Source organism: Blastococcus aurantiacus, from assembly GCF_900102425.1.
In the GTDB taxonomy this organism is placed as follows: Bacteria; Actinomycetota; Actinomycetes; order Mycobacteriales; family Geodermatophilaceae; genus Blastococcus; species Blastococcus aurantiacus.
This window is the reverse complement of record NZ_FNBT01000002.1, coordinates 332,512-351,418: the sequence shown is the minus strand read 5'-3', so window position 1 is coordinate 351,418 and position 18,907 is coordinate 332,512. Positions and strand designations below refer to the sequence as shown.

Annotated in this window: 17 protein-coding genes; 8 read left to right on the top strand and 9 right to left on the bottom strand. The window is 73.4% G+C overall.

Annotated elements, in window-relative coordinates:
* Nucleotides 1-43: 43 nt before the first annotated feature.
* Nucleotides 44-943: a DUF1028 domain-containing protein gene (locus BLS70_RS05195; protein ID WP_091764571.1), complete on the top strand. Its 900-nt coding sequence runs from the start codon at nucleotides 44-46 to the stop codon at nucleotides 941-943.
* Between the two features lie 4 nt (nucleotides 944-947).
* Here BLS70_RS05195 and BLS70_RS05190 read toward each other — a convergent pair whose 3' ends face one another.
* On the bottom strand, nucleotides 948-1,340 hold the full coding sequence (locus tag BLS70_RS05190; RefSeq protein WP_091764570.1) for an MmcQ/YjbR family DNA-binding protein: 393 nt from the start codon (nucleotides 1,338-1,340) through the stop codon (nucleotides 948-950).
* Nucleotides 1,341-1,431: 91 nt separating this feature from the next.
* Nucleotides 1,432-4,017 carry a putative bifunctional diguanylate cyclase/phosphodiesterase gene (locus BLS70_RS05185; protein WP_091764569.1) on the bottom strand — a complete coding sequence of 862 codons (2,586 nt, stop codon included), beginning with the start codon at nucleotides 4,015-4,017 and terminating at the stop codon, nucleotides 1,432-1,434.
* Between the two features lie 213 nt (nucleotides 4,018-4,230).
* On the opposite strand from BLS70_RS05185, the gene BLS70_RS05180 reads away from it, so the two are divergent.
* Nucleotides 4,231-6,522: a putative bifunctional diguanylate cyclase/phosphodiesterase gene (locus BLS70_RS05180; RefSeq protein WP_091764568.1), complete on the top strand. Its 2,292-nt coding sequence runs from the start codon at nucleotides 4,231-4,233 to the stop codon at nucleotides 6,520-6,522.
* A 90-nt stretch (nucleotides 6,523-6,612) separates the two neighbouring features.
* Here the strand turns inward: BLS70_RS05180 and BLS70_RS05175 are convergent, their stop codons facing one another.
* From BLS70_RS05175 to BLS70_RS05165, 3 genes are read right to left on the bottom strand one after another with little or no spacing between them, the layout of a single operon-like run.
* The gene (locus BLS70_RS05175) at nucleotides 6,613-7,434 is read right to left on the bottom strand and encodes a succinate dehydrogenase/fumarate reductase iron-sulfur subunit (protein WP_255362247.1); all 822 of its coding nucleotides are present in this window, start codon (nucleotides 7,432-7,434) and stop codon (nucleotides 6,613-6,615) included.
* Nucleotides 7,431-9,377, bottom strand: coding sequence for a fumarate reductase/succinate dehydrogenase flavoprotein subunit (locus BLS70_RS05170; RefSeq protein WP_091764567.1), 1,947 nt, complete (start codon nucleotides 9,375-9,377; stop codon nucleotides 7,431-7,433). The genes BLS70_RS05175 and BLS70_RS05170 overlap by 4 nt, the downstream gene beginning before the upstream one ends.
* Nucleotides 9,378-9,389: 12 nt before the next feature.
* Nucleotides 9,390-10,091, bottom strand: a complete 702-nt coding sequence (locus tag BLS70_RS05165) for a succinate dehydrogenase cytochrome b subunit (protein ID WP_091764566.1) — start codon at nucleotides 10,089-10,091, stop codon at nucleotides 9,390-9,392.
* A 180-nt stretch (nucleotides 10,092-10,271) separates the two neighbouring features.
* Here BLS70_RS05165 and BLS70_RS05160 point away from each other — a divergent pair, with 180 nt between their 5' ends.
* From BLS70_RS05160 to BLS70_RS05150, 3 genes are all read left to right on the top strand, one after another.
* On the top strand, nucleotides 10,272-10,880 hold the full coding sequence (locus tag BLS70_RS05160) for a sulfite oxidase-like oxidoreductase (protein ID WP_091764858.1): 609 nt from the start codon (nucleotides 10,272-10,274) through the stop codon (nucleotides 10,878-10,880).
* Between the two features lie 66 nt (nucleotides 10,881-10,946).
* A complete protein-coding gene (locus BLS70_RS05155; protein ID WP_176946295.1) occupies nucleotides 10,947-11,651 on the top strand; it encodes an FAD-binding oxidoreductase in 705 nt (234 codons plus the stop codon).
* A gap of 29 nt (nucleotides 11,652-11,680) precedes the next feature.
* A complete protein-coding gene (locus tag BLS70_RS05150) occupies nucleotides 11,681-13,267 on the top strand; it encodes a succinic semialdehyde dehydrogenase (RefSeq protein ID WP_091764565.1) in 1,587 nt (528 codons plus the stop codon).
* Between the two features lie 11 nt (nucleotides 13,268-13,278).
* Here the strand turns inward: BLS70_RS05150 and BLS70_RS05145 are convergent, their stop codons facing one another.
* Both BLS70_RS05145 and BLS70_RS05140 read right to left on the bottom strand, forming a co-directional pair.
* Nucleotides 13,279-13,599, bottom strand: coding sequence for a hypothetical protein (locus tag BLS70_RS05145; RefSeq protein WP_091764564.1), 321 nt, complete (start codon nucleotides 13,597-13,599; stop codon nucleotides 13,279-13,281).
* 77 nt (nucleotides 13,600-13,676) lie between these two features.
* Nucleotides 13,677-14,474 carry an inositol monophosphatase family protein gene (locus BLS70_RS05140; RefSeq protein WP_176946294.1) on the bottom strand — a complete coding sequence of 266 codons (798 nt, stop codon included), beginning with the start codon at nucleotides 14,472-14,474 and terminating at the stop codon, nucleotides 13,677-13,679.
* A gap of 129 nt (nucleotides 14,475-14,603) precedes the next feature.
* Here BLS70_RS05140 and BLS70_RS05135 point away from each other — a divergent pair, with 129 nt between their 5' ends.
* Genes BLS70_RS05135 through BLS70_RS05125 form a run of 3 tightly spaced genes read left to right on the top strand, consistent with a single transcriptional unit; the run spans nucleotide 14,604 to nucleotide 17,119 of the window.
* On the top strand, nucleotides 14,604-15,425 hold the full coding sequence (locus BLS70_RS05135; protein ID WP_091764562.1) for a formate/nitrite transporter family protein: 822 nt from the start codon (nucleotides 14,604-14,606) through the stop codon (nucleotides 15,423-15,425).
* A 48-nt stretch (nucleotides 15,426-15,473) separates the two neighbouring features.
* Nucleotides 15,474-16,376 carry an ATP-binding cassette domain-containing protein gene (locus BLS70_RS05130; RefSeq protein WP_091764561.1) on the top strand — a complete coding sequence of 301 codons (903 nt, stop codon included), beginning with the start codon at nucleotides 15,474-15,476 and terminating at the stop codon, nucleotides 16,374-16,376.
* A gap of 5 nt (nucleotides 16,377-16,381) precedes the next feature.
* On the top strand, nucleotides 16,382-17,119 hold the full coding sequence (locus BLS70_RS05125; protein WP_091764560.1) for a hypothetical protein: 738 nt from the start codon (nucleotides 16,382-16,384) through the stop codon (nucleotides 17,117-17,119).
* Here BLS70_RS05125 and BLS70_RS05120 read toward each other — a convergent pair.
* A complete protein-coding gene (locus BLS70_RS05120; protein ID WP_091764559.1) occupies nucleotides 17,116-18,270 on the bottom strand; it encodes a serine hydrolase domain-containing protein in 1,155 nt (384 codons plus the stop codon). The genes BLS70_RS05125 and BLS70_RS05120 overlap by 4 nt on opposite strands.
* Before the next feature lie 64 nt (nucleotides 18,271-18,334).
* Nucleotides 18,335-18,889, bottom strand: coding sequence for a DUF1990 domain-containing protein (locus tag BLS70_RS05115; protein WP_091764558.1), 555 nt, complete (start codon nucleotides 18,887-18,889; stop codon nucleotides 18,335-18,337).
* Nucleotides 18,890-18,907: the final 18 nt, after the last annotated feature.

Sequence of the window (18,907 nt, the reverse complement as noted above, 5' to 3'; positions counted from 1 at the left end):
GACCGGTGTTTGTCCGACGGGCCGGTGCGGGCAGGCTTTCCGGGTGACGTACTCGATCGTCGCCCGGGACCCCGAGAGCGGGGACCTGGGCGTTGCCACCCAGTCCCAGGCCTTCGCCGTCGGCAACAGCGTGCCCTTCGCCCTGCCCGGCCACGGGGTCATCGCCACCCAGTCGATGGCCGAGCCCATGTACGGGGCCGTCGGCCTGGACCTCCTGCGCGGCGGGTTCACCGCCCAGGAGGTGCTCACCGCGCTGAGCAGCGTCGACCCGCAGCCCGAGCGCCGGCAGGTCGCCGTCCTCGGCGTCACCGGTGACCTCGCCGCCTACACCGGAGGGCAGTGCGTCGACGCCGCCGGCCACCTGGTCGGCGACACCTGCGTGGCCCTGGCCAACATGGCCGCTTCCGAGCAGGTGTGGGAATGCATGGTGGAGCGGTTCGAGAGCTCCGGTGGTCCGCTGGCCGAGCGGCTGCTGAGCGCCCTGCAGGCGGGGGAGGAGGCGGGCGGTGACTTCCGGGGACGGCGGTCGGCCGCGATCATGGTCATCCGCGCGACCACCACCGGCCGCCCCTGGCACGACATGGTGGTCGACCTGCGGGTCGACGACTCGCACGATCCGATCACCGCGCTCGCGGACCTGCTGGTCACCCGCGCCCGGTACCAGGACGTCGTCCGGGCGTTCCAGCTCGCCATCGACGGCGACCCGGTCACCGCCGACCGTGAGCTCGAGCTGCTGCGCCCGATGGACGCCAGCACCGAGCCCGACCAGCTCATGTGGCGGGCCGTGGTCGCCGCCCTGGCCGGCCGGGAGGACGCCGCCCGCGAGATGCTCGTCGACCTCGGATCGTGCGCGCCGCAGTTCGTGGAGGCCGCCCGGCGCTTCGGCAAGGCGGGGCTGATGCCGGCCGACGTCATCGAGCGGATCGTCCCCGCGCGGGGTTGAGGCGTCAGGGACCTTGCGGCGGCGGGTGCTCGGCCAGCAGCCGGCGCGGGGCGCGGCAGGCCCACGCCTCGGTCGCGAGCTCGGTCAGGTCCCGCTGACCCAGCCGGTCCAGGCGGCACAGCACCGTTGCGTAGCCGTCGAAGTGCGAGGTCGTGAAGTAGAGCTCCGGCTCCTCGGCGACGAGGGCGGCCTTCGCGCCTTCGTCGGGGACGTAGGCCGCCATCACCGGGCCGGTCGGGGCGGCGTCGCCCAGCTCGGCGACGTCCTTCTTCCCGAGCGGGCGCTCCCACACGAAGGCCTTGTCCCGCACCTTCCACTGCCGCCATCCGCGCGAGACGCCCTCGCTCGTCTGCGGGAGCGCCAGACACGTCCGGGCCACGTCGTCCCAGGTCGCCATGCCGGGCACCGTAGGGCAGGACGACGGCCCCGGGCCAGGGAACGCAACCCGCCTCGGACGGGAACGCGGTGGCGGTCCTCCCTCGTCGCGGTCAGGCCCGGCGAGAGCTGTCGACGGCGCGGACCGTGCGACGGTGGGGGGCCTGGTCGCGTGCGGTGAGCCAGGGCAGGAGTTCCTCGACCGGCATGGCCCGGGCCAGGTGCCACCCCTGCAGCAGATCGCAGTCCATGGCCGCGAGCCGGTCGCGCGTCGCCTGGTCCTCGACCCCCTCGGCCACGACGTCCAGGCCCAGGTTCCGGCCCAGGTCGACGATGGCCCGGACGATGGCGACGTTCTCCGTGCCGCGGTCCAGCCCGGCGACGAAGCTGCGGTCGATCTTCACCTCCTGGACGGGGAGGCGCTGCAGGTAGGACAGCGACGAGTACCCGGTGCCGAAGTCGTCCACCGACAGGCGCACGCCGAGATCGCGGAGCTGGTGCAGGAGCGCCACCGCCCGGGCGGGGTCGCCCATCACGGAGCTCTCGGTGACCTCGAGGGTCAACCGGGCCGCCGGCACGTCGTGGCGCCGCAGCAGGCGGGCGATCTCGTCGACCAGGTCGGGGTCCTGGAGGCTGCGGGTGGAGAGGTTGACGGCGATCCCCAGGTCCCTCCCGGCCGCGCGCCACGAGGCGACAGCGGCGAGCGCGATCTCCAGCACCTGACTGGTCAGGGCGCCGATGAGGCCGGCGCGCTCCGCCACGGGGACGAACTCGTCCGGGGACACCCAGCCGAGCCGGGGGTGCTCCCAGCGGACCAGTGCCTCGACGCCGACGACCGCGTCGGTGTCCAGCCGCGCCTGCGGTTGCACGTGCACCTGCAGGTCGCCCTGCTGCAGCGCGGTGCGCAGGTCGGATGCGAGGGTCAGCCGGCGCGGGTGGTCGGCGTCCAGGTCGGCCTCGTAGACGCGCAGGCTCCGGGTCGAGGTCTTGGCGTCGTACATGGCGAGGTCGGCGCGCTTGAGCAGGCCCGCCGGGTCGTCGCCGTGCGCCGGAGCGAGCGCGATGCCGAGCGAGGCGCCGATGACGACCTCGAGCCCGTCCAGGACCACCGGGTGCTCCAGCGCGCGCAGGACCCGGCGCCCGACCCGTACAGCGGCCTCCTCGTCGTCCGCACCGGTCAGCACCACGGCGAACTCGTCGCCGCTGAGCCGCCCGACCGTGCCGGCCCGGCCGAGCGCGGCGGTGAGCCGCGCCCCCACCTCGACGAGCAGCGCGTCGCCCTGCTGGTGCCCGAGGGTGTCGTTGACGGACTTGAACCCGTCCAGGTCGAGGACCATGACGGCGGCCCCGGCCGAGCGGCCGCTCGCGACCGCCTCCAGCGCGGCGGCGAGCTCGCGCTGCAGCAGGGTGCGGTTCGGCAGCCCGGTGAGCGCGTCGTGGAGCGCGTCGTGCCGGAGCCGGCCGATGAGCTCGCCGTTGCGCAGCGCCACACCGGCGTGGTTGGTCACGGTCTCCAGCAGCAGGACGTCGTCGGGCTCGAAGGTCTTCACGTCCCCCCAGCGATCGGCGACGACGAGCACACCGACGATGCCCGCCCCACCGGTCAGCGGCACCGCCACCGCGTCACGGACACCGGCCGCCTCCAGCCACTCGCGCATCCGGGGGTCGCGGGTGCCCCGGGGCATGAGCAGGGTCCCGCCGCCGTCGACCACCTCGCGGATCATCCACGCGTCCTGCTCGCTGGGCGGCGCCTCCGACCGGGTGAGCCGTCCGGTGGCGCCGAGACCGATCCTCGCCACCAGGCCACCGTCGGAGGCGACGAAGACGACCGTGGCGTGCTCGGCCCGGAGGATCTCCCGCGCCTCGGTCAGCACGTTGCCCATGAGCTCGTCGGTTCCCGGGGTGCTGCTCACCGCCTGGCTGAAGCGGTAGAGCCGTTCGAGGTTCAGGTGCCGCTCGGCCAGCGAGGCGTAGGCGCGGAAGCCCACCAGGAGGCCGGCACCGAGCGCCACCAGCAGCCATGCGCTGCTCGTCGACGCCACCAGGCTCGTCACCGCCAGCAGGCCGATGGTCACGCCGAGGGCCGGTACGAGCACCGAGCCCGCCTCGGTGAGCAGCCCGCGCACGTTCACGCCGCCGTCGTGGACGGCGATCATGGCCCCGATGGCCAGCGCGCACAGCACGTCGGCGAGCAGCGCGGCCGCGTACGCGGCCAGCCACGACGAGGCCGTCAGCTCGCCGGTCGAGGGCGCCAGCGCGGAGAACACGCTGATCGCGACGCACGTCGACCCGATCAGCAGGGCGACGTTGAACACCATCTTCACCGGTGGTGAGCGGCGGACCACGACCATCACTGCGGCGTTGGCGACCACCCGTGCCAGGAGCAGGGGCAGCGGTGCGGCGAAGAAGAGGCCGAGGACGAGCGGGATCTCGCTGAGGGAGATCGTCTGCGTCTCGCGCCGCACCTGGACGTTGAGGACGAACGTCTCCGTGGCGATGAAGGCCAGTGCGAGCACCCACCACGGCAGGTGCACCTGGTCCAGCAGCGCCGGGTCGTCCCGCCCGGGGATGCCCACGGCGAGGGCGATGGCCAGCAGGACCGCGACGAGCACCGCCACACACAGCAGCCGGCCGGTCCGGCCGAGCCGCCGAGGGGTGCGGTCGTCCTGCGCCCCCGTGTGGCCGTGGTCCCCGTCCATGCGCCCGTCCTCCTCCCGCCGTGGTCGTCCCCGCACGACGTCGACAGGCGGCTCACCGAGCTGAACCCCGGTCACCCGTGGGGAGGAGCAGTGAGGGTTCGCCCGACACCCGGGACAGCGGCGCCCGTGCCGCCGCTCCCTCCGACGGGGGAACCGTGACGCCAGTTCGGGATAAGTGCTGCAGGTCACCCACCTCTCGACCGATGGGAGGGCATGAGGGATCGGCTACCGGACGTCCTGGAGGACCTGTCCGACGAGGCGCGCGACGACGCGCGCCCGTTGCGCGTGGTCCGCCGGCTCGCGGTCCTGCTGGTCGGCATCTGGGTGGTCGCGCTGACCGCCGTCGCGCTCGGCGCGGACGCCGTCGGCGACCTGCTGGCCGCTCAGGGCAAGCTCTTCTTCCTCGCCGGGCTCGTGCTCATCCTGGTCGTGCGCGGCGCCGGGTCGGCCGACCGCGCCTCCTGGTGGTGCTTCGCCGCGGCGGTGTTCTCCTACTTCAGCGGCGCGGCCGCCTACGAGTTCCACTACCGCGATCTCGACGAGATGCCGGACCCCGCGTGGTCCGATGCCGCGTTCCTCGGCTTCTTCCCGCTCGCCTTCGTCGCCTTCCTGCTCCTGCTCCGCGGGCGCGTCCGGCGGCTGACGGCCAACATGTGGCTCGACTGCATCGTCACCGGCTGCACCGCCGCCGCGGTCGCCGCGGCCGCCGGCATCGGCGCCCTGCTCCAGTCGGCCGACGGCGGCAGGCTGGTCGTGGCGACCGCGATGCTCTACCCGATCGGCGACCTGCTGCTGCTCAGCCTGGTCGCCGGCGGGCTGGCCCTCATCGGCCGTGACGCCGGGCCGGGCTGGTGGTGGGTCACCGCCGCCCTGGGGCTGTTCGTCGTCACCGACACCGTCTACGCCTACCAGCTGGCGGAGGGCACCTACACCGTCGGCGGACCGCTCGACATCGCCTGGGGCCTCGCCTTCGTCTGCTGCGGCATGGCCGCCATCCAGCGCACCTCTCGCGGGGGCCGCGGACGGATCGACGGGGGCAGCGCGCTGGTCATCCCGGGCGCCTGTGCCGTCGCCGCGCTCACCCTGCTGTTCACGGGGTACCTGGCCACCGGCGACCCCGTGGCCGGCGCCTTCGCGCTCGTCGCCGTCCTCGCCGCCCTGGCCCGGACGGGGCTGACCTTCCGCGACGTGCGGGCGCTGGCCGACAGCCGACGGCAGGCGCGCACCGACGAGCTGACCGGGCTGCCCAACCGGCGGTCGGTCTTCGAGGCCCTCGCCGAGGCCGACCTCCGGCTGGCCGCCGGCGAACGGACCGCCGTCCTGGTGCTCGACCTGGACAGGTTCAAGGAGATCAACGACTCGCTCGGCCACGCCGTCGGTGATGCGCTGCTGGCCCAGGTGGGCCCCCGGCTGCGTGCCCAGCTCCGGGCCGACGACGTGCTGGCCCGACTGGGCGGCGACGAGTTCGTCGTCCTGGCGCAGGACCTCGACGCCGCGGAGGCACTGGGCCTGGCCCAGCGCCTGCGGGCCGAGCTGCAGCGCCCCTTCGGCTTCAGCGGCATGGTCCTCGATGTCGACGTCAGCGTGGGCGTCGCGATCGGCCCGGACGAGTCGATCAGCGCCGTGGAGCTGCTCCAGCTGGCCGACCTGGCCATGTACGCGGCGAAGTCCGGCCGCACCGGTGTCGCGGTGTACGACGAGGAGCGCGACGGACACGGCCGCCACCGGCTGGAGGACGTCGCCCAGCTGCGCCGCGCCATCGAGCAGGACGAGCTGGTGCTGCACTACCAACCCAAGCTGGCGCTCGCGACCGGCACCGTCGACGGCGTGGAGGCGCTGGTCCGCTGGCAGCACCCGACCCGCGGCCTGCTGTTCCCCGACGCCTTCATCGAGCTCGCCGAGTCCGCCGGGCTCATGGCGCAGCTGACCAGCCGGGTCATCGACATCGCGCTGGCCCAGTGCCGGTCGTGGTCCGACCGCGGCCGCCTGCTCACCATGGCGGTCAACGTCAGCCCGTCCAACCTGGTGGACGAGGCCTTCCCCGACCAGGTGCGGGCGCTGCTGGCCGAGCACGAGCTGTCGGCGGGCTGCCTGGTGCTCGAGGTGACCGAGAGCCTGCTCATGGAGGACCGCGAGCGTGCCGTGCGCGTGCTCGGCCGACTCCGCGACGACGGTGTGGGGGTCGCCATCGACGACTACGGGACCGGCTACTCCAGCCTGGCGTACCTCGCCGCGCTGCCGGTCACCGAGCTCAAGCTGGACCGCACCTTCGTCGGCGAGATGACCGGCAGCCCCCGGGCCGAGTCGATCGTCACCTCGACCCTGCAGCTGGCCCACGCCCTCGGGCTGGTGCTCGTGGCCGAGGGCGCCGAGGACCAGGCCACGGTCGACGCGCTCACCTTCCACGGCTGCGACGTCGTCCAGGGCTACCACCTCAGCCGGCCGCTGCCGGCCGAGGCGCTGTGGTCCTGGCTCGACGAGCGGGCCGAGGTCCCCGTCGCCTGACCCACCGACCGCGGCGCCCCTGACCCCGGCGCCGCAGCACGAGAGAGGCCCCCGCCGATGTTCCGGCGGGGGCCTCTGTGCGTCCTTCTGTCAGCTCTTGGGGCGGGCCCCCGCGCGCAGGGCGCCGAGCAGGTCGTGGTTCAGCCGGGAGATGGTCTCCATGGAGATGCCCTTCGGGCACGCCGCGGAGCACTCGCCGATGTTGGTGCAGCCACCGAAGCCCTCGCGGTCCTGCTGGGCGACCATGTTGACCACGCGGTCGTTGCGCTCGGGCTGCCCCTGGGGGAGCAGGCCCAGGTGCGTGACCTTGGCGGCGGTGAACAGCATCGAGGAGGCGTTCGGGCAGGCCGCCACGCAGGCGCCGCAGCCGATGCAGGTGGCGGCGTCGAACGCGTTGTCGGCGTCCTTCTTCGGCACCGGGGTGGCGTGCGCCTCGGGAGCGGTGCCGGTCGGGACGCTGATGTAGCCGCCGGCCTGGATGATCCGGTCCAGCGCCCGCCGGTCGACGGCGAGGTCCTTGATGATCGGGAAGGCGGTGGCGCGCCACGGCTCGACGTCGATCGTGTCGCCGTCCTTGAACGACCGCATGTGCAGCTGGCAGGTCGTCGTCTGCTGCGGGCCGTGCGCCATGCCGTTGATGACGACGCCGCACATGCCGCAGATGCCCTCGCGGCAGTCGTGGTCGAAGGCGACCGGGTCGTCGCCCTGCAGGATCAGCTGCTCGTTGAGCACGTCGAGCATCTCGAGGAACGACATGTCGGGGGAGATGTCGGTGACCTTGTAGGTCACCATCTTGCCCTTGACGGTCGGCCCCTGCTGGCGCCAGACGCGCAGCGTCAGGTTCATGCCGCGCTTGCCCGCGCCGGGGTCGCCGACGCTGGAGCGCATCGTGTCTTCGTGGGTCGCTGTCACTTGTAGCTCCGCTGCGCGAGGTGGACGTACTCGTAGTTGAGGTCTTCCTTGTGGAGGACCGGGGGCTGGCCCTCCGGCGTCCACTCCCAGGCGGCGACGTAGGCGAAGTTCTCGTCGTCGCGCAGCGCCTCGCCCTCGGGGGTCTGGCTCTCGGCACGGAAGTGCCCGCCGCAGCTCTCGCGGCGGTGCAGCGCGTCGATGCACATGAGCTCGCCGAGCTCGATGAAGTCGGCGACGCGGCCGGCGTGCTCCAGCGTCTGGTTGAACGAGTGCCAGTCGCCGCCGACCTTGAGGTTGCTCCAGAACTCCTGGCGGATCTCCCGGATGCGGTCGATGGCCTTGCGCAGCCCCTCGTCCGTGCGCTCCATGCCGCAGAGGTCCCACATCAGCTGGCCGAGCTCGCGGTGGAAGGACGCCGGCGTGCGGTTGCCGTTGATGCTGAGCAGCTTCTGCGTCTGCTGCTGCACGCCCTGGAGCGCTTCGACGGCGGCGGGGTGGCTCGCGTCGACCTTCTCGAACGGCCCGTCGGCCAGGTAGCTGCTGATCGTCGACGGCAGGACGAAGTAGCCGTCGGCCAGGCCCTGCATGAGCGCGCTGGCACCCAGGCGGTTGGCGCCGTGGTCGGAGAAGTTGGCCTCACCGATGACGAACATGCCGGGGATCGTCGACTGCAGGTCGTAGTCCACCCACAGGCCGCCCATCGTGTAGTGCACGGCGGGGAAGATCCGCATCGGCGTCACGTAGGGGTCCTCGCCCGTGATCTGGGCGTACATGTCGAAGAGGTTCCCGTACTTGGCCTCGACCGCCGGGCGGCCCAGCCGCTCGATCGCCTCGGCGAAGTCGAGGTAGACCCCCAGCCCGCCGGGGCCGACGCCGCGGCCCTCGTCGCACACGTTCTTGGCCTGGCGCGAGGCGATGTCGCGGGGCACCAGGTTGCCGAACGAGGGGTAGAGCCGCTCGAGGTAGTAGTCGCGCTCGTCCTCGGGGATGTCGTTGGCCGGGCGGTCGTCGCCGCGCTCCTTGGGCACCCACACGCGGCCGTCGTTGCGGAGCGATTCCGACATCAGGGTCAGCTTCGACTGGTAGTCGCCCTTGACCGGGATGCAGGTCGGGTGGATCTGCGTGTAGCAGGGGTTGGCGAAGTACGCGCCCCGCTTGTGCGCGCGCCAGATCGCCGTGGTGTTCGAGCCCTTGGCGTTCGTGGAGAGGTAGAAGACGTTGCTGTAGCCACCGCTGGCCAGCACGACGGCGTCGCCGAAGTGCGTGCTGAGCTCGCCGGTGACCAGGTCGCGGGCGACGATGCCGCGGGCGCGGCCGTCGACGACGATCAGGTCGAGCATCTCGGTGCGCGCGTTCTGCTCGACGCTGCCGGCCGCGATCTGCCGCTCGAGGGCCTGGTAGGCGCCGTAGAGCAGCTGCTGGCCCGTCTGGCCGCGGGCGTAGAAGGTGCGCGACACCTGGGTGCCACCGAAGGAGCGGTTGTCGAGCAGGCCGCCGTACTCGCGGGCGAAGGGCACGCCCTGGGCGACCGCCTGGTCGATGATGTTGACGCTCACCTCGGCGAGGCGGTGCACGTTGTTCTCGCGGGCGCGGAAGTCGCCGCCCTTGACCGTGTCGTAGAACAGCCGGTGCACGCTGTCGCCGTCGTTGCGGTAGTTCTTGGCGGCGTTGATCCCGCCCTGCGCGGCGACGCTGTGCGCGCGGCGCGGGCTGTCCTGGTACCAGAAGGACTTGACGTTGTAGCCGGCCTCGCCGAGCGTCGCGGCCGCCGCGCCGCCGGCCAGGCCGGTTCCGACGACGATGATCGTCATCTTGCGGCGGTTGGTCGGGTTGACCAGGCGGCCGCGGAACTTGCGCTCGTTCCAGCGCTCGCCGATCGGCACGTCCATCGGCGCCTTGGTGTCGGCGATCGGGTCGCCTTCGGTGAACAGTTCGAGAGGCATGCCTGGGGATCCTTAGTCGATCAGACCGAAGAGGACGGAGAAGGGCACGAGCAGGAAGCCGAGGGTGAGGACCGTGGCGATGGCGGTGGCGGCGTAGTTCACGGTCACCTCCCGGCGGCGGTTGCTCTGGCCGAGGGTCTGGGTGGCGCTCCAGATGCCGTGGCGCAGGTGCATGCCCACGAGGATGACCGCGATCGCGTAGAACGCGGTGGAGACCGGGTTGGAGAAGCTGGCGACCAGCTTGTCGTAGGGCCCGGAGTCGGCCGCGCTGTTCACCGTGCCCCAGGTGAGGTCGAGCAGGTGCCAGATGACGAAGGCGGCGATGATCACGCCGCCCCAGCGCATGGTCCGCGAGGCGTAGCTCTGGGCCATCGCCTTCTTCGTGACGTAGCCCTGGGGGCGGGCGCGCTTGGCCTGGCGCCACAGCGAGATCGCGGCCCACATGTGGGCGAACACGGCGACCAGCAGCACGATCCGGATCAACCAGAGCGCGGTCGAGCCCGGGAGCGCGGGGTTGCCGATGGTCCGCAGCCACTCGGAGTAGTGGTTGAACTCCTCTTCGCCCGAGAAGGCCTTGAGGTTCCCGATCATGTGCGCGATCAGGTACAGCACCAGGATGATGCCGCTGATCGCCATGACGGCCTTCTTGAAGACCGAGGTGGTCTTGGCCGCCTTGGGTGCCCTGCGCTGCGTCGAGTCCGTCACCGTCACCACGGCGCCCAAACTAGGACGTTCCCGGGCCGCCCACCACGTTAACGCGCGGTGACACGTCTCTCGTAAGGGTTGCCTTACCGCCGCCGGGATCGTTCACTGGCGGGTCGGACCTGTTCCGGGCGGTGCGCCGGGGCCCGGACGGTCGTCCTCCGGGCACCCCGGATGCGGCAGAGTGACGGCATGCCTGGACCCACCCGCGGCTTCCTGGGGCGCCGCCGCGACCGCGACCCCCGCCTCCCGCCCGGCCAGTACGACGCCGGCACCGACTGGCCCGTGCTCACCGCCGAGCCCACCCCGCGCATCGCGCCGGAGACGTGGTCGATCACCGTCGACGGCGCGGTCGAGTCGCCCACGACCTGGGACTGGGACCAGGCCCACGCCCTGCCCCGGTCGGAGTACCGCGGGGACATCCACTGCGTGACGACGTGGTCGAAGTTCGGCACCTGGTTCGCCGGGGTCTCCGTCGACTCCCTGCTCGAGGCGGCCCGGCCGACCGCCGAGGCGCGCTTCGTCATGGCGACGTCGAAGACCGGCTACACGACCAACCTGCCGCTGGAGCACATCACCGGCGGCAAGGCGTGGATCGTCTGGGAGTACGACGGCAAGCCGCTGCCGATCGAGCACGGCGGGCCGGTCCGGCTGCTCGTGCCGCACCTCTACTTCTGGAAGAGCGCCAAGTGGGTCACCCGGCTCACCCTCCTGCAGCGCGACCAGCCCGGCTTCTGGGAGCAGAACGGCTACCACGACCTGGGCGACCCCTGGCGGCAGCAGCGGTACCAGGGTGATTAAGGACCTCGCTGCCCCCCACGACTCGCACGCTCGCCGCGGGGCCCTGCAGCGAGGCCGGGTGGCGCAGTGAAGGCCCCCGCGGGTGGCTGGACGACGGCGACGGTGTCCGGCGTGCGACGCCCGATCCAGCGGTCCGTGGAGCTGCGGCTGGACGTGCACGACCGGATCGACCACCTGCCCGGGCAGCACTACGTCGTCCGGCTGACCGCCGAGGACGGCTACACCGCCCAGCGCTCGTACTCGGTGGCCTCCGCGCCGGGCGACCCGCTGGTCGAGCTCTTCGTGGAGCGGCTGGACGACGGCGAGGTGTCCACCTACCTGGCCGACGTCGTCGAGCCGGGCGACGAACTGGAGGTGCGCGGCCCGATCGGGGGCTGGTTCGTGTGGGACGGCGAGACGCCGGCGCTACTGGTGGCCGGCGGATCGGGCGTCGTCCCCTTCGTCTCGATGCTGCGGCACGCCCGCGCTATCGGCAGGGAGGACCTGCTGCGCATCGCCGTCTCCGCCCGCACCCTGGCCGCGCTGCCCTACGCCGACGAGCTGGCCGCGGCCGGTGCGTTGATCGCGCTGACCCGCGAGCAGCACGGCATCCGCCCGGCCGGCCGGCTGGCCGCGCACGAGCTGATCCCGCTATGGGAACCGGGACAGACCGCCTACGTCTGCGGGTCGGCGTCCTTCGCCGAGGCGGCCACCCAGCTGCTCGAGACCGCCGGTCAGCCCGCGTCCTCGATCCGGGTGGAGCGGTTCGGCCCGAGCGGGCCCCCTGCCTGAACCGCAGGTCAGCGGGGTAGGTATGTGCCATGTCGACCGCCGAGCTCGCCCCGACGGGCACCGCCGCCCCCGGCCCCCTCGCCCACGACCTCGTGACCCGGCTGGCCGCGCTGGTCACCGCCGCACCCGGCCGTCCGCGGCAGGCGTCCCACGCCCCGTTCGACGGGGCGCTGATCGGCGAGGTGCCCACCTGCACCGCCGAGGACGTCGCCGAGGCGCAGCGCCGGGCGCGGGCGGCGCAGGTCGAGTGGGCCGCCCGCCCGCTGGCCGAGCGGCGGGCGGTCATGCTCCGCTACCACGACCTGGTCCTCGAGCGGCAGGACCAGATCCTGGACATCACGCAGGTCGAGACCGGCAAGAACCGGGTGAGCGCCTTCGAGGAGCTCGCCGACGTCGCCATGACCGCGCGGTACTACGCGAACACCGCCGCATCGCACCTGCGGCCGACCCGTCGGCAGGGGGCGCTGCCGGTGCTGACCCGCACCGTGGAGCACCACCACCCCAAGGGCCTGATCGGCGTGATCAGCCCCTGGAACTACCCGCTGACCCTGGCGGTCTCCGACGCCATCCCCGCGCTGCTCGCCGGCAACGGCATCGTGCTCAAGCCCGACGCGCAGACGCCGTTCACCGCGCTGATCGCCGTCGAGCTGCTGTTCGAGGCAGGCCTGCCCCGCGACCTGTTCCAGGTCGTCACCGGCGCGGGCCGGGTGCTGGGGGCCCCGCTCATCGAGGGCGTCGAGTACCTGATGTTCACCGGCTCCACCGCGACCGGCCGGATCGTCGCCGAGCAGTGCGCGCGCCGGCTGATCGGCTTCTCCGCCGAGCTCGGCGGCAAGAACCCGATGATCGTGCTGGCCGACGCCGACCTGGACAAGGCGGTCGAGGGCGCGATCCGCGCCTGCTTCTCCAACTCCGGCCAGTTGTGCATCAGCGTGGAGCGGATGTACGTCGAGGACGCGATCTACGACCGGTTCGTGCCGGCGTTCGCCGAGCGGGTGGAGGCGATGGAGCTCGGCGCCGGTCTGGGCTGGGACGCCGACATGGGTTCGCTGGTGAGCTCCGACCAGCTCGACGTCGTCACCCGGCACGTCGACGACGCCGTCGCCAAGGGCGCGCGCGTGCTCGCGGGCGGGCAGCCGCGCCCCGACCTCGGCCCGCTGTTCTACGAGCCCACCGTGCTCGAGGGCGTGACCGACGAGATGGCCCTGGCCCGCGACGAGACCTTCGGGCCGGTCGTCGCCGTCGCCCGGGTGGCCGACGCCGAGGAGGCGGTCCGCCGCGCCAACGACACCGACTACGGGCTCAACGCCAGCATCTGGACGACGGCGAAGCGGGGCGCGGAGCTCGCGACCCGCATCCAGGCCGGCACGGTCAACGTCAACGAGGGCTACGCCGCGGCCTGGGCCTCGCACGACGCACCCATGGGCGGCATGAAGGACTCCGGCGTCGGCCGGCGGCACGGGCGCGAGGGCATCCTCAAGTACACGGAGTCGCAGACGGTCGCGGTGCAGCGCGGGATGCCGATCGGCCCGATCCCCGGTCAGCCGCTGGAGAAGTACGCGTCGCTGATGACCACCGGCCTCAAGCTGCTGAAGCGGGCGCCCTTCCTCAAGTAGGCGGCGCGCGGTCAGCCGAGCAGGACGAGCCCGAGCACCAGCAGGGGCAGGGACACGAAGAGGAAGACGCCGGCGGCGGTGAGCCCCTCACCGCTGGCGGGGTCCTCGCGCGAGGGACCCCGGCCGAGGAAGGCCCGCGCGTCCGTGGTGGTGGCACGGGACAGCACGCTCCCGCCGGTCAGCGCGAGGAGTCCGGCGACCGCCATCAGGCAGATGCCGGCCGCGCGCTGGAAGCCGGTGTCACCGACAGCTGCCCAGACGGCTCCGGCGACCAGACCCGTGAGGGCCCCCGCGACGATCATGAGCAGGGCCTGACGCAGTCCACGGATCATGACGTGATCCAACACGTGCCGGTGCCGGAATGTCGCCAGGCGTGACCGGAGGCCGGTCGCCGTTCCTCGGGCGCGGGTCAGGGCTCCCGGCGGAGCGCGGCGAAGTCCCGCCCGTGCGGGAGCCCGGCGACCAGGTCCAGCAGGGCGTCGTGCAGCCGGCCGTTGGTGGCGAGCACCGAGCCGTCGCCACGCAGCACGTCCCGCCCCGAGAGGTCGGTGACCCGGCCGCCGGCCTCCCCGATCAGCAGGGGGAGGACGGCGAGGTCCTCGTAGCCCATCGGGGCGCCGGCGATCACCAGTGCGTCGGCGAGCCCCGTGGCCAGGTCGACGTCGCCCTTGGTCCACGGTTGCAGGTAGAGCTCGCGGTGCAGGGTGACCAGCAGCTCCTCGGACCAGGCCAGCGGGTTGAGCATCTCGACCAGGGCGCCACGCAGCCGCGTGTGGTCGTTGACGCGGACCTGCCGCACCGGGCGCCCGGCCAGCGCGTGCCAGCAGCCCAGGCCCCGCCCGGCGTAGAGCAGCTCGTCGCTCATCGGGTAGCCGGCCACGGCCACGAGCGGACCCTCGGCGTCCTCGACCGCCAGCAGCACGTTGAAGGTCGGCACCCGGTGGGCGAACAGGCTGGTGCCGTTGATCGGGTCGAGCACCCACCGGCGGCCGTCGGTGCCGGCCGAGATCTCGGACTCCTTGCCGAGAACCGCGTCGTCGGGGTACCGGGCGGCGATGCGGGTGCGCAGCAGCCGCTCCACCTCCACCTCGACCGGTGACGCACCGGCGGCCGTGGTCCGCGGGCTGGCGACGGTGAACCACCGGGCCGCCAGGCCGCCGGCCTCCTCGACCAGCTCCACGGCGTAGTCGAGCAGGTCGCGGTCCACGGTCGCTGATCCTGCTGGTCGCGGCGGCCCGCGGCGACCCGACCGGGTGCGGCGACGTGTGCCCGGCCGGGCGGGGGGTAGCGCCCCTGCGCCGCGGGCCGCCCGGGAACGCGGGGGAGAAGGGGACCCGTGACCACCGACGAGGCACGCAGCGAGCTCGGCGAGACCGACGCCCCCGAGGAGGACGAGGTCGCCCAGGCGTTCGACCGGATCGTCAGCCAGGGGGCGCAGCGGCTGCACCGGACGTGGCGCGAGGTGCTGTCCACAGGGCTGGCCGGCGGGCTGGAGGTCGGGGTCGGCGTGCTGGCCCTGCTCGCCGTCTACGCCGAGACCGGCAGCCACCTGCTGGCCGGCCTCGCGTTCAGCATCGGGTTCATCGCGCTGCTGCTGGCCCGCAGCGAGCTCTTCACCGAGGGGTTCCTGGTGCCGGTCACCGCGGTCGTCGCCGGCCGGGCGGGGATCGGCCAGCTGGCGAAGCTGTGGAGCGGGACGCTGGTCGCCAATCTGGTCGGGGGCTGGCTGGTGATGTGGATCGTCGTGCACGCGCTGCCGGAGCTGGGCGTCACGGCGATCGAGTCGGCGACCACCTTCGTCGACGCGCCGCTGGACCTGCAGTCGGTGTGCCTCGCCTTCCTCGCCGGCAGCTCCATCACCCTGATGACCCGCATGCAGCAGGGCGCGGAGTCCGAGACCGGCAAGATCGTCGCCGCCGTGGCGGGCGCCTTCGTCCTGGCTGGTCTGGTGCTGTTCCACTCGATCCTGGACTCGCTGATCATCTTCGCCGGCATCCACGCGGGCGGGCCGTTCGGCTACGGCGACTGGATCGCGTGGTTCTGGTACACGACCCTGCTCAACATGGCCGGTGGCCTGCTGGTGGTCACCGCGCTGCGGCTGGTGCGCAGCAAGGAGCTGATCCAGCGCGAGCGCGACGACGTCCGCACCGAGGGGTGAGGGCGCGCCTCTTCCGCCGGGGGCGGGCGGCTCGCCATGCTGTCGCCCGTGATCGAGGTCGAGGCGCTGACCAAGGAGTACCGCTCCCGGGCCGCCGTCTCCGATCTCACCGTCACCGTCCACCCGGGCCGCGTCACCGGCTTCCTCGGACCCAACGGCTCCGGCAAGACGACGACGATGCGCTGCGTCCTGGGTCTCACCCGCCCGACCTCCGGGACGACGCGGGTGCTCGGCCGCCCCTACCGCGACCTGGCGCACCCGATGCGGCGTGTCGGCGCGCTCGTCGACCCCCGGGCACGGCACCCCGGGCGGAGCGCCTACGCCCACCTGCTGGCGCTTGCCCGGAGCAACGCACTGCCCGCCTCCCGGGTGGACGACGTCATCGAGCTGGTCGGCCTGGAGAGCGTCGCCCACGACCGGGTGGGCGGCTTCTCCCTCGGCATGGGGCAGCGGCTGGGCATCGCGGCCGCGCTGCTCGGCGATCCCGACGTCCTGCTGCTCGACGAGCCGGTCAACGGGCTGGACCCCGAAGGCATCCGCTGGATGCGCGAGCTGCTGCGCGACCTCGCCGACGAGGGCCGCACGGTGCTGGTGTCCAGCCACCTGATGAGCGAGATGGAGGACACCGCCGACCACCTCGTCGTCCTCGGGAGGGGCCGGTTGCTCGCCGACGTGCCGATGAGCGATCTGCTGGGCGCGCACTCCGCCGTCCGCGTGCGCAGCCCGCAGGCGCCGCTGCTGGCCGCCGCGCTGCAGCGGGCCGGGGCGGCGATCGAGCTGCAGATCGACGGCTCGCTGCGGGTCGAAGGGCTGGACACCGACCAGGTGGGCGACGTCGCCTTCCTGTCCGGGGTCCGGGTGCACGAGCTGACGCAGGTGACCGCCTCGCTCGAGGCCGCCTACCTGGCCCTGACCGGCGACGACGTCGAGTACCGGGCGGCGGCACGGTGAGGGGAGTGCCCTTCTCGGCCGTGGTGGGCAGCGAGTGGACGAAGCTCTGGTCGGTGCGCTCCACCTGGTGGGCCACGGGGGTGTTCGTCCTCGTCGTAGGGGCCGTGGGCGCGCTGGCGGCCGCGAGCACCGACACCGCCGACCGGCCGGAGGTCGCCGTCCAGACGGCTCTCATCGGCTTCGGTTTCGGGCAGCTGGCGCTGCTGGTGGTCGGGTTGCTCACCGTGACCGCGGAGTTCGCGTCGGGGAGCGCGGTCAGCACCCTCACCGCCGTGCCCCGGCGCACGCGGCTGCTCCTGGCGAAGACCGTCGTGGTCGTGGTCTGGTGCCTGCTGCTCGCCGTCGTCCTCGCCGCGCTGTGCTTCCTCGCCGCCCGCACCCTCACCGCGGTGCCCGGCGGCGTGCCCCCCACCGATCCGGCGGTGCTGCGCACCCTCGGCCTGCAGGCGGGCGCCGCGGCGCTCGTGGGGGTGCTGGGAATCGCCCTGGGCACGGTGCTGCGCTCCACCGCGGGAGCCGTGATGGTGGGGACGGCGCTGGTGCTGGTGCTCCCGCCGGTGCTCGCGCTGTCCGGACCGCGGTGGGCCGAGCGGCTCGCCCAGGCGCTGCCCATGGTGCGGGTCGGGCAGGACGCCTTCTTCTCGGTGCCCACCAGCTGGCCGGTCGGGATGGCAGTCGTGGCGGCCTGGGCCGTCGGCGCGTGGGTGCTCGGCGCCGTGCTGCACGAGCGACGGGACGTCTAGCGCGGGCCGAACGCGACGGCCCGGAACGCGTCGAAGACCGGCGGCGGGGTGGGGGATGACCACATCTGGTTGGTCAGCAGCACTGCCGACACCCCCGTGCGCGGATCGCTCCACCACGAGCTGCCCAGGCCGCCGTCCCACCCGTAGGAACCGGCCGAGCGGCCACCGGGCTCGTCCGTCCGGCGCACGCCCAGCCCCAGCCCCCAGCCGCCGCCCTCGTCGTCGACCGGGCCGACCTGCTCGGTCAGCATCTCCGCCACGGTGGTTTCGCGGAGGACGGTCCCGCCGTCCGGTGCCCGGCCGCCGTTCCGCAGCATCGCGGCGACCGCCGCCAGGTCGTCGACCGTGGAGACCAGCCCGTCGCCGCCGTCGGGGAACGCGGGGGGCCGGCTCCACTGCCCGTCCGGTGGGTCGTAGCACTCCCGCCGGCCCTCGGCGTCCGGCGGCGTCCAGTGCGGGCCCAGCCGGTTCCGCGCGGAGGCGGGGACGCCGAAGCCGGTGTCCGCCAGACCCAGCGGTGCGAGCACCCGCTCGGCCAGCACCTCCGGCAGCGGACGGCCGGCAGCCCGGGCGACCAGGACGCCGAGCACCGACGCCCCGAGGTGGTACAGCCAACGCTCCCCGGGTTGGTACGCCAGCGGCACCGTCGACAGGCGGCGCAGCCACTCGTCCGGCGGTGGGGCGCCCTGCGGCTGGGGCGGTCCGGCCGGCAGACCGGTGGCCGCCAGCGCGGTGATGGTGGGTGTCGGCCACGGCGCGGTGAAGTCCATGCCCAGGCCCAACCGGAAGGTCAGGACGTCCCGCACGGTGATCGGGCGGCGGGCCGGCACGGTGCCCGCGGCGGCGTCGGCGGGATCGGCCAGCACCACCGGGTCGGCCAGCTCGGGCAGGTGCGCGTCCACCGGTCCCTCGAGGTCGAGGAGGCCGGCGTCGACCAGGGCGAGGGCCGCGACGGCGACCACCGGCTTGGTGGTGGAGGACAGCCGGAAGACGGCGTCGGGGCGCATCGCGTCGTCCCCACCGGGGGTGTGCGTGCCCGCCGCGCCCACGGCCACCTCGTCCCCGCGGTCGACCCGCCACGCCGCTCCGGGTACCTGCCCGTCGGCCACCGCAGCGGCGACCACCGCCTCGACGTCCGTTGCCAGCCCCATATGCCTCTGCTCCCTGCCGGTGGACGTGCACGTACCGACCGCTCGGCGTCGGGCGACTCATCGGTCACCCGCCTCGCCCCCGGGCGGCCGCGCCGATCGCGGCGAGGTACCGCCGGGTGCCCAGCCGCTGCAGCACGAGGCTCAGCGGCCCGGCCACGCGGGCGGCGGGGGAGGCCAGCCGGAAGAACACCCGGATCTCGTAGACGACGTCGCCGTCGGGCAGCAGCCGCACCGTGAAGCGCTCCTCGCCGCTCTCCGGGTGGCCGGCCAGCGTGCCGTAGGAGAAGCTTCGCTCGTCGCCGTCGGCCCGCGCCTCGACCACCCGGCACGGCAGCTCGTAGCCCAGGCGCGGCAGTCCGGCGGTCAGGACGACGACGGTGCCGGGCGTGCTCGCCGGGCCGTCGGCGCGCACGACGAACCCGACGCTGCGCTGGGCCCGCCAGTCGAAGACGGCGGTCACCGCCCGCTCGAAGTCGGCCCGGCCGGTGCCCACGACCGACGAGTACGTCGCGGTGCGGTAGCCCGCGGGCAGCTCCGCCGCGCCCGTGCCGCCCACCTCGGGGTAGCTGAAGGGCGTGCCGCGCAGCGCCGCGGGGTCGGTCGCCCGGAACAGCCCCATCGTCGCCTCCCCTCGTCG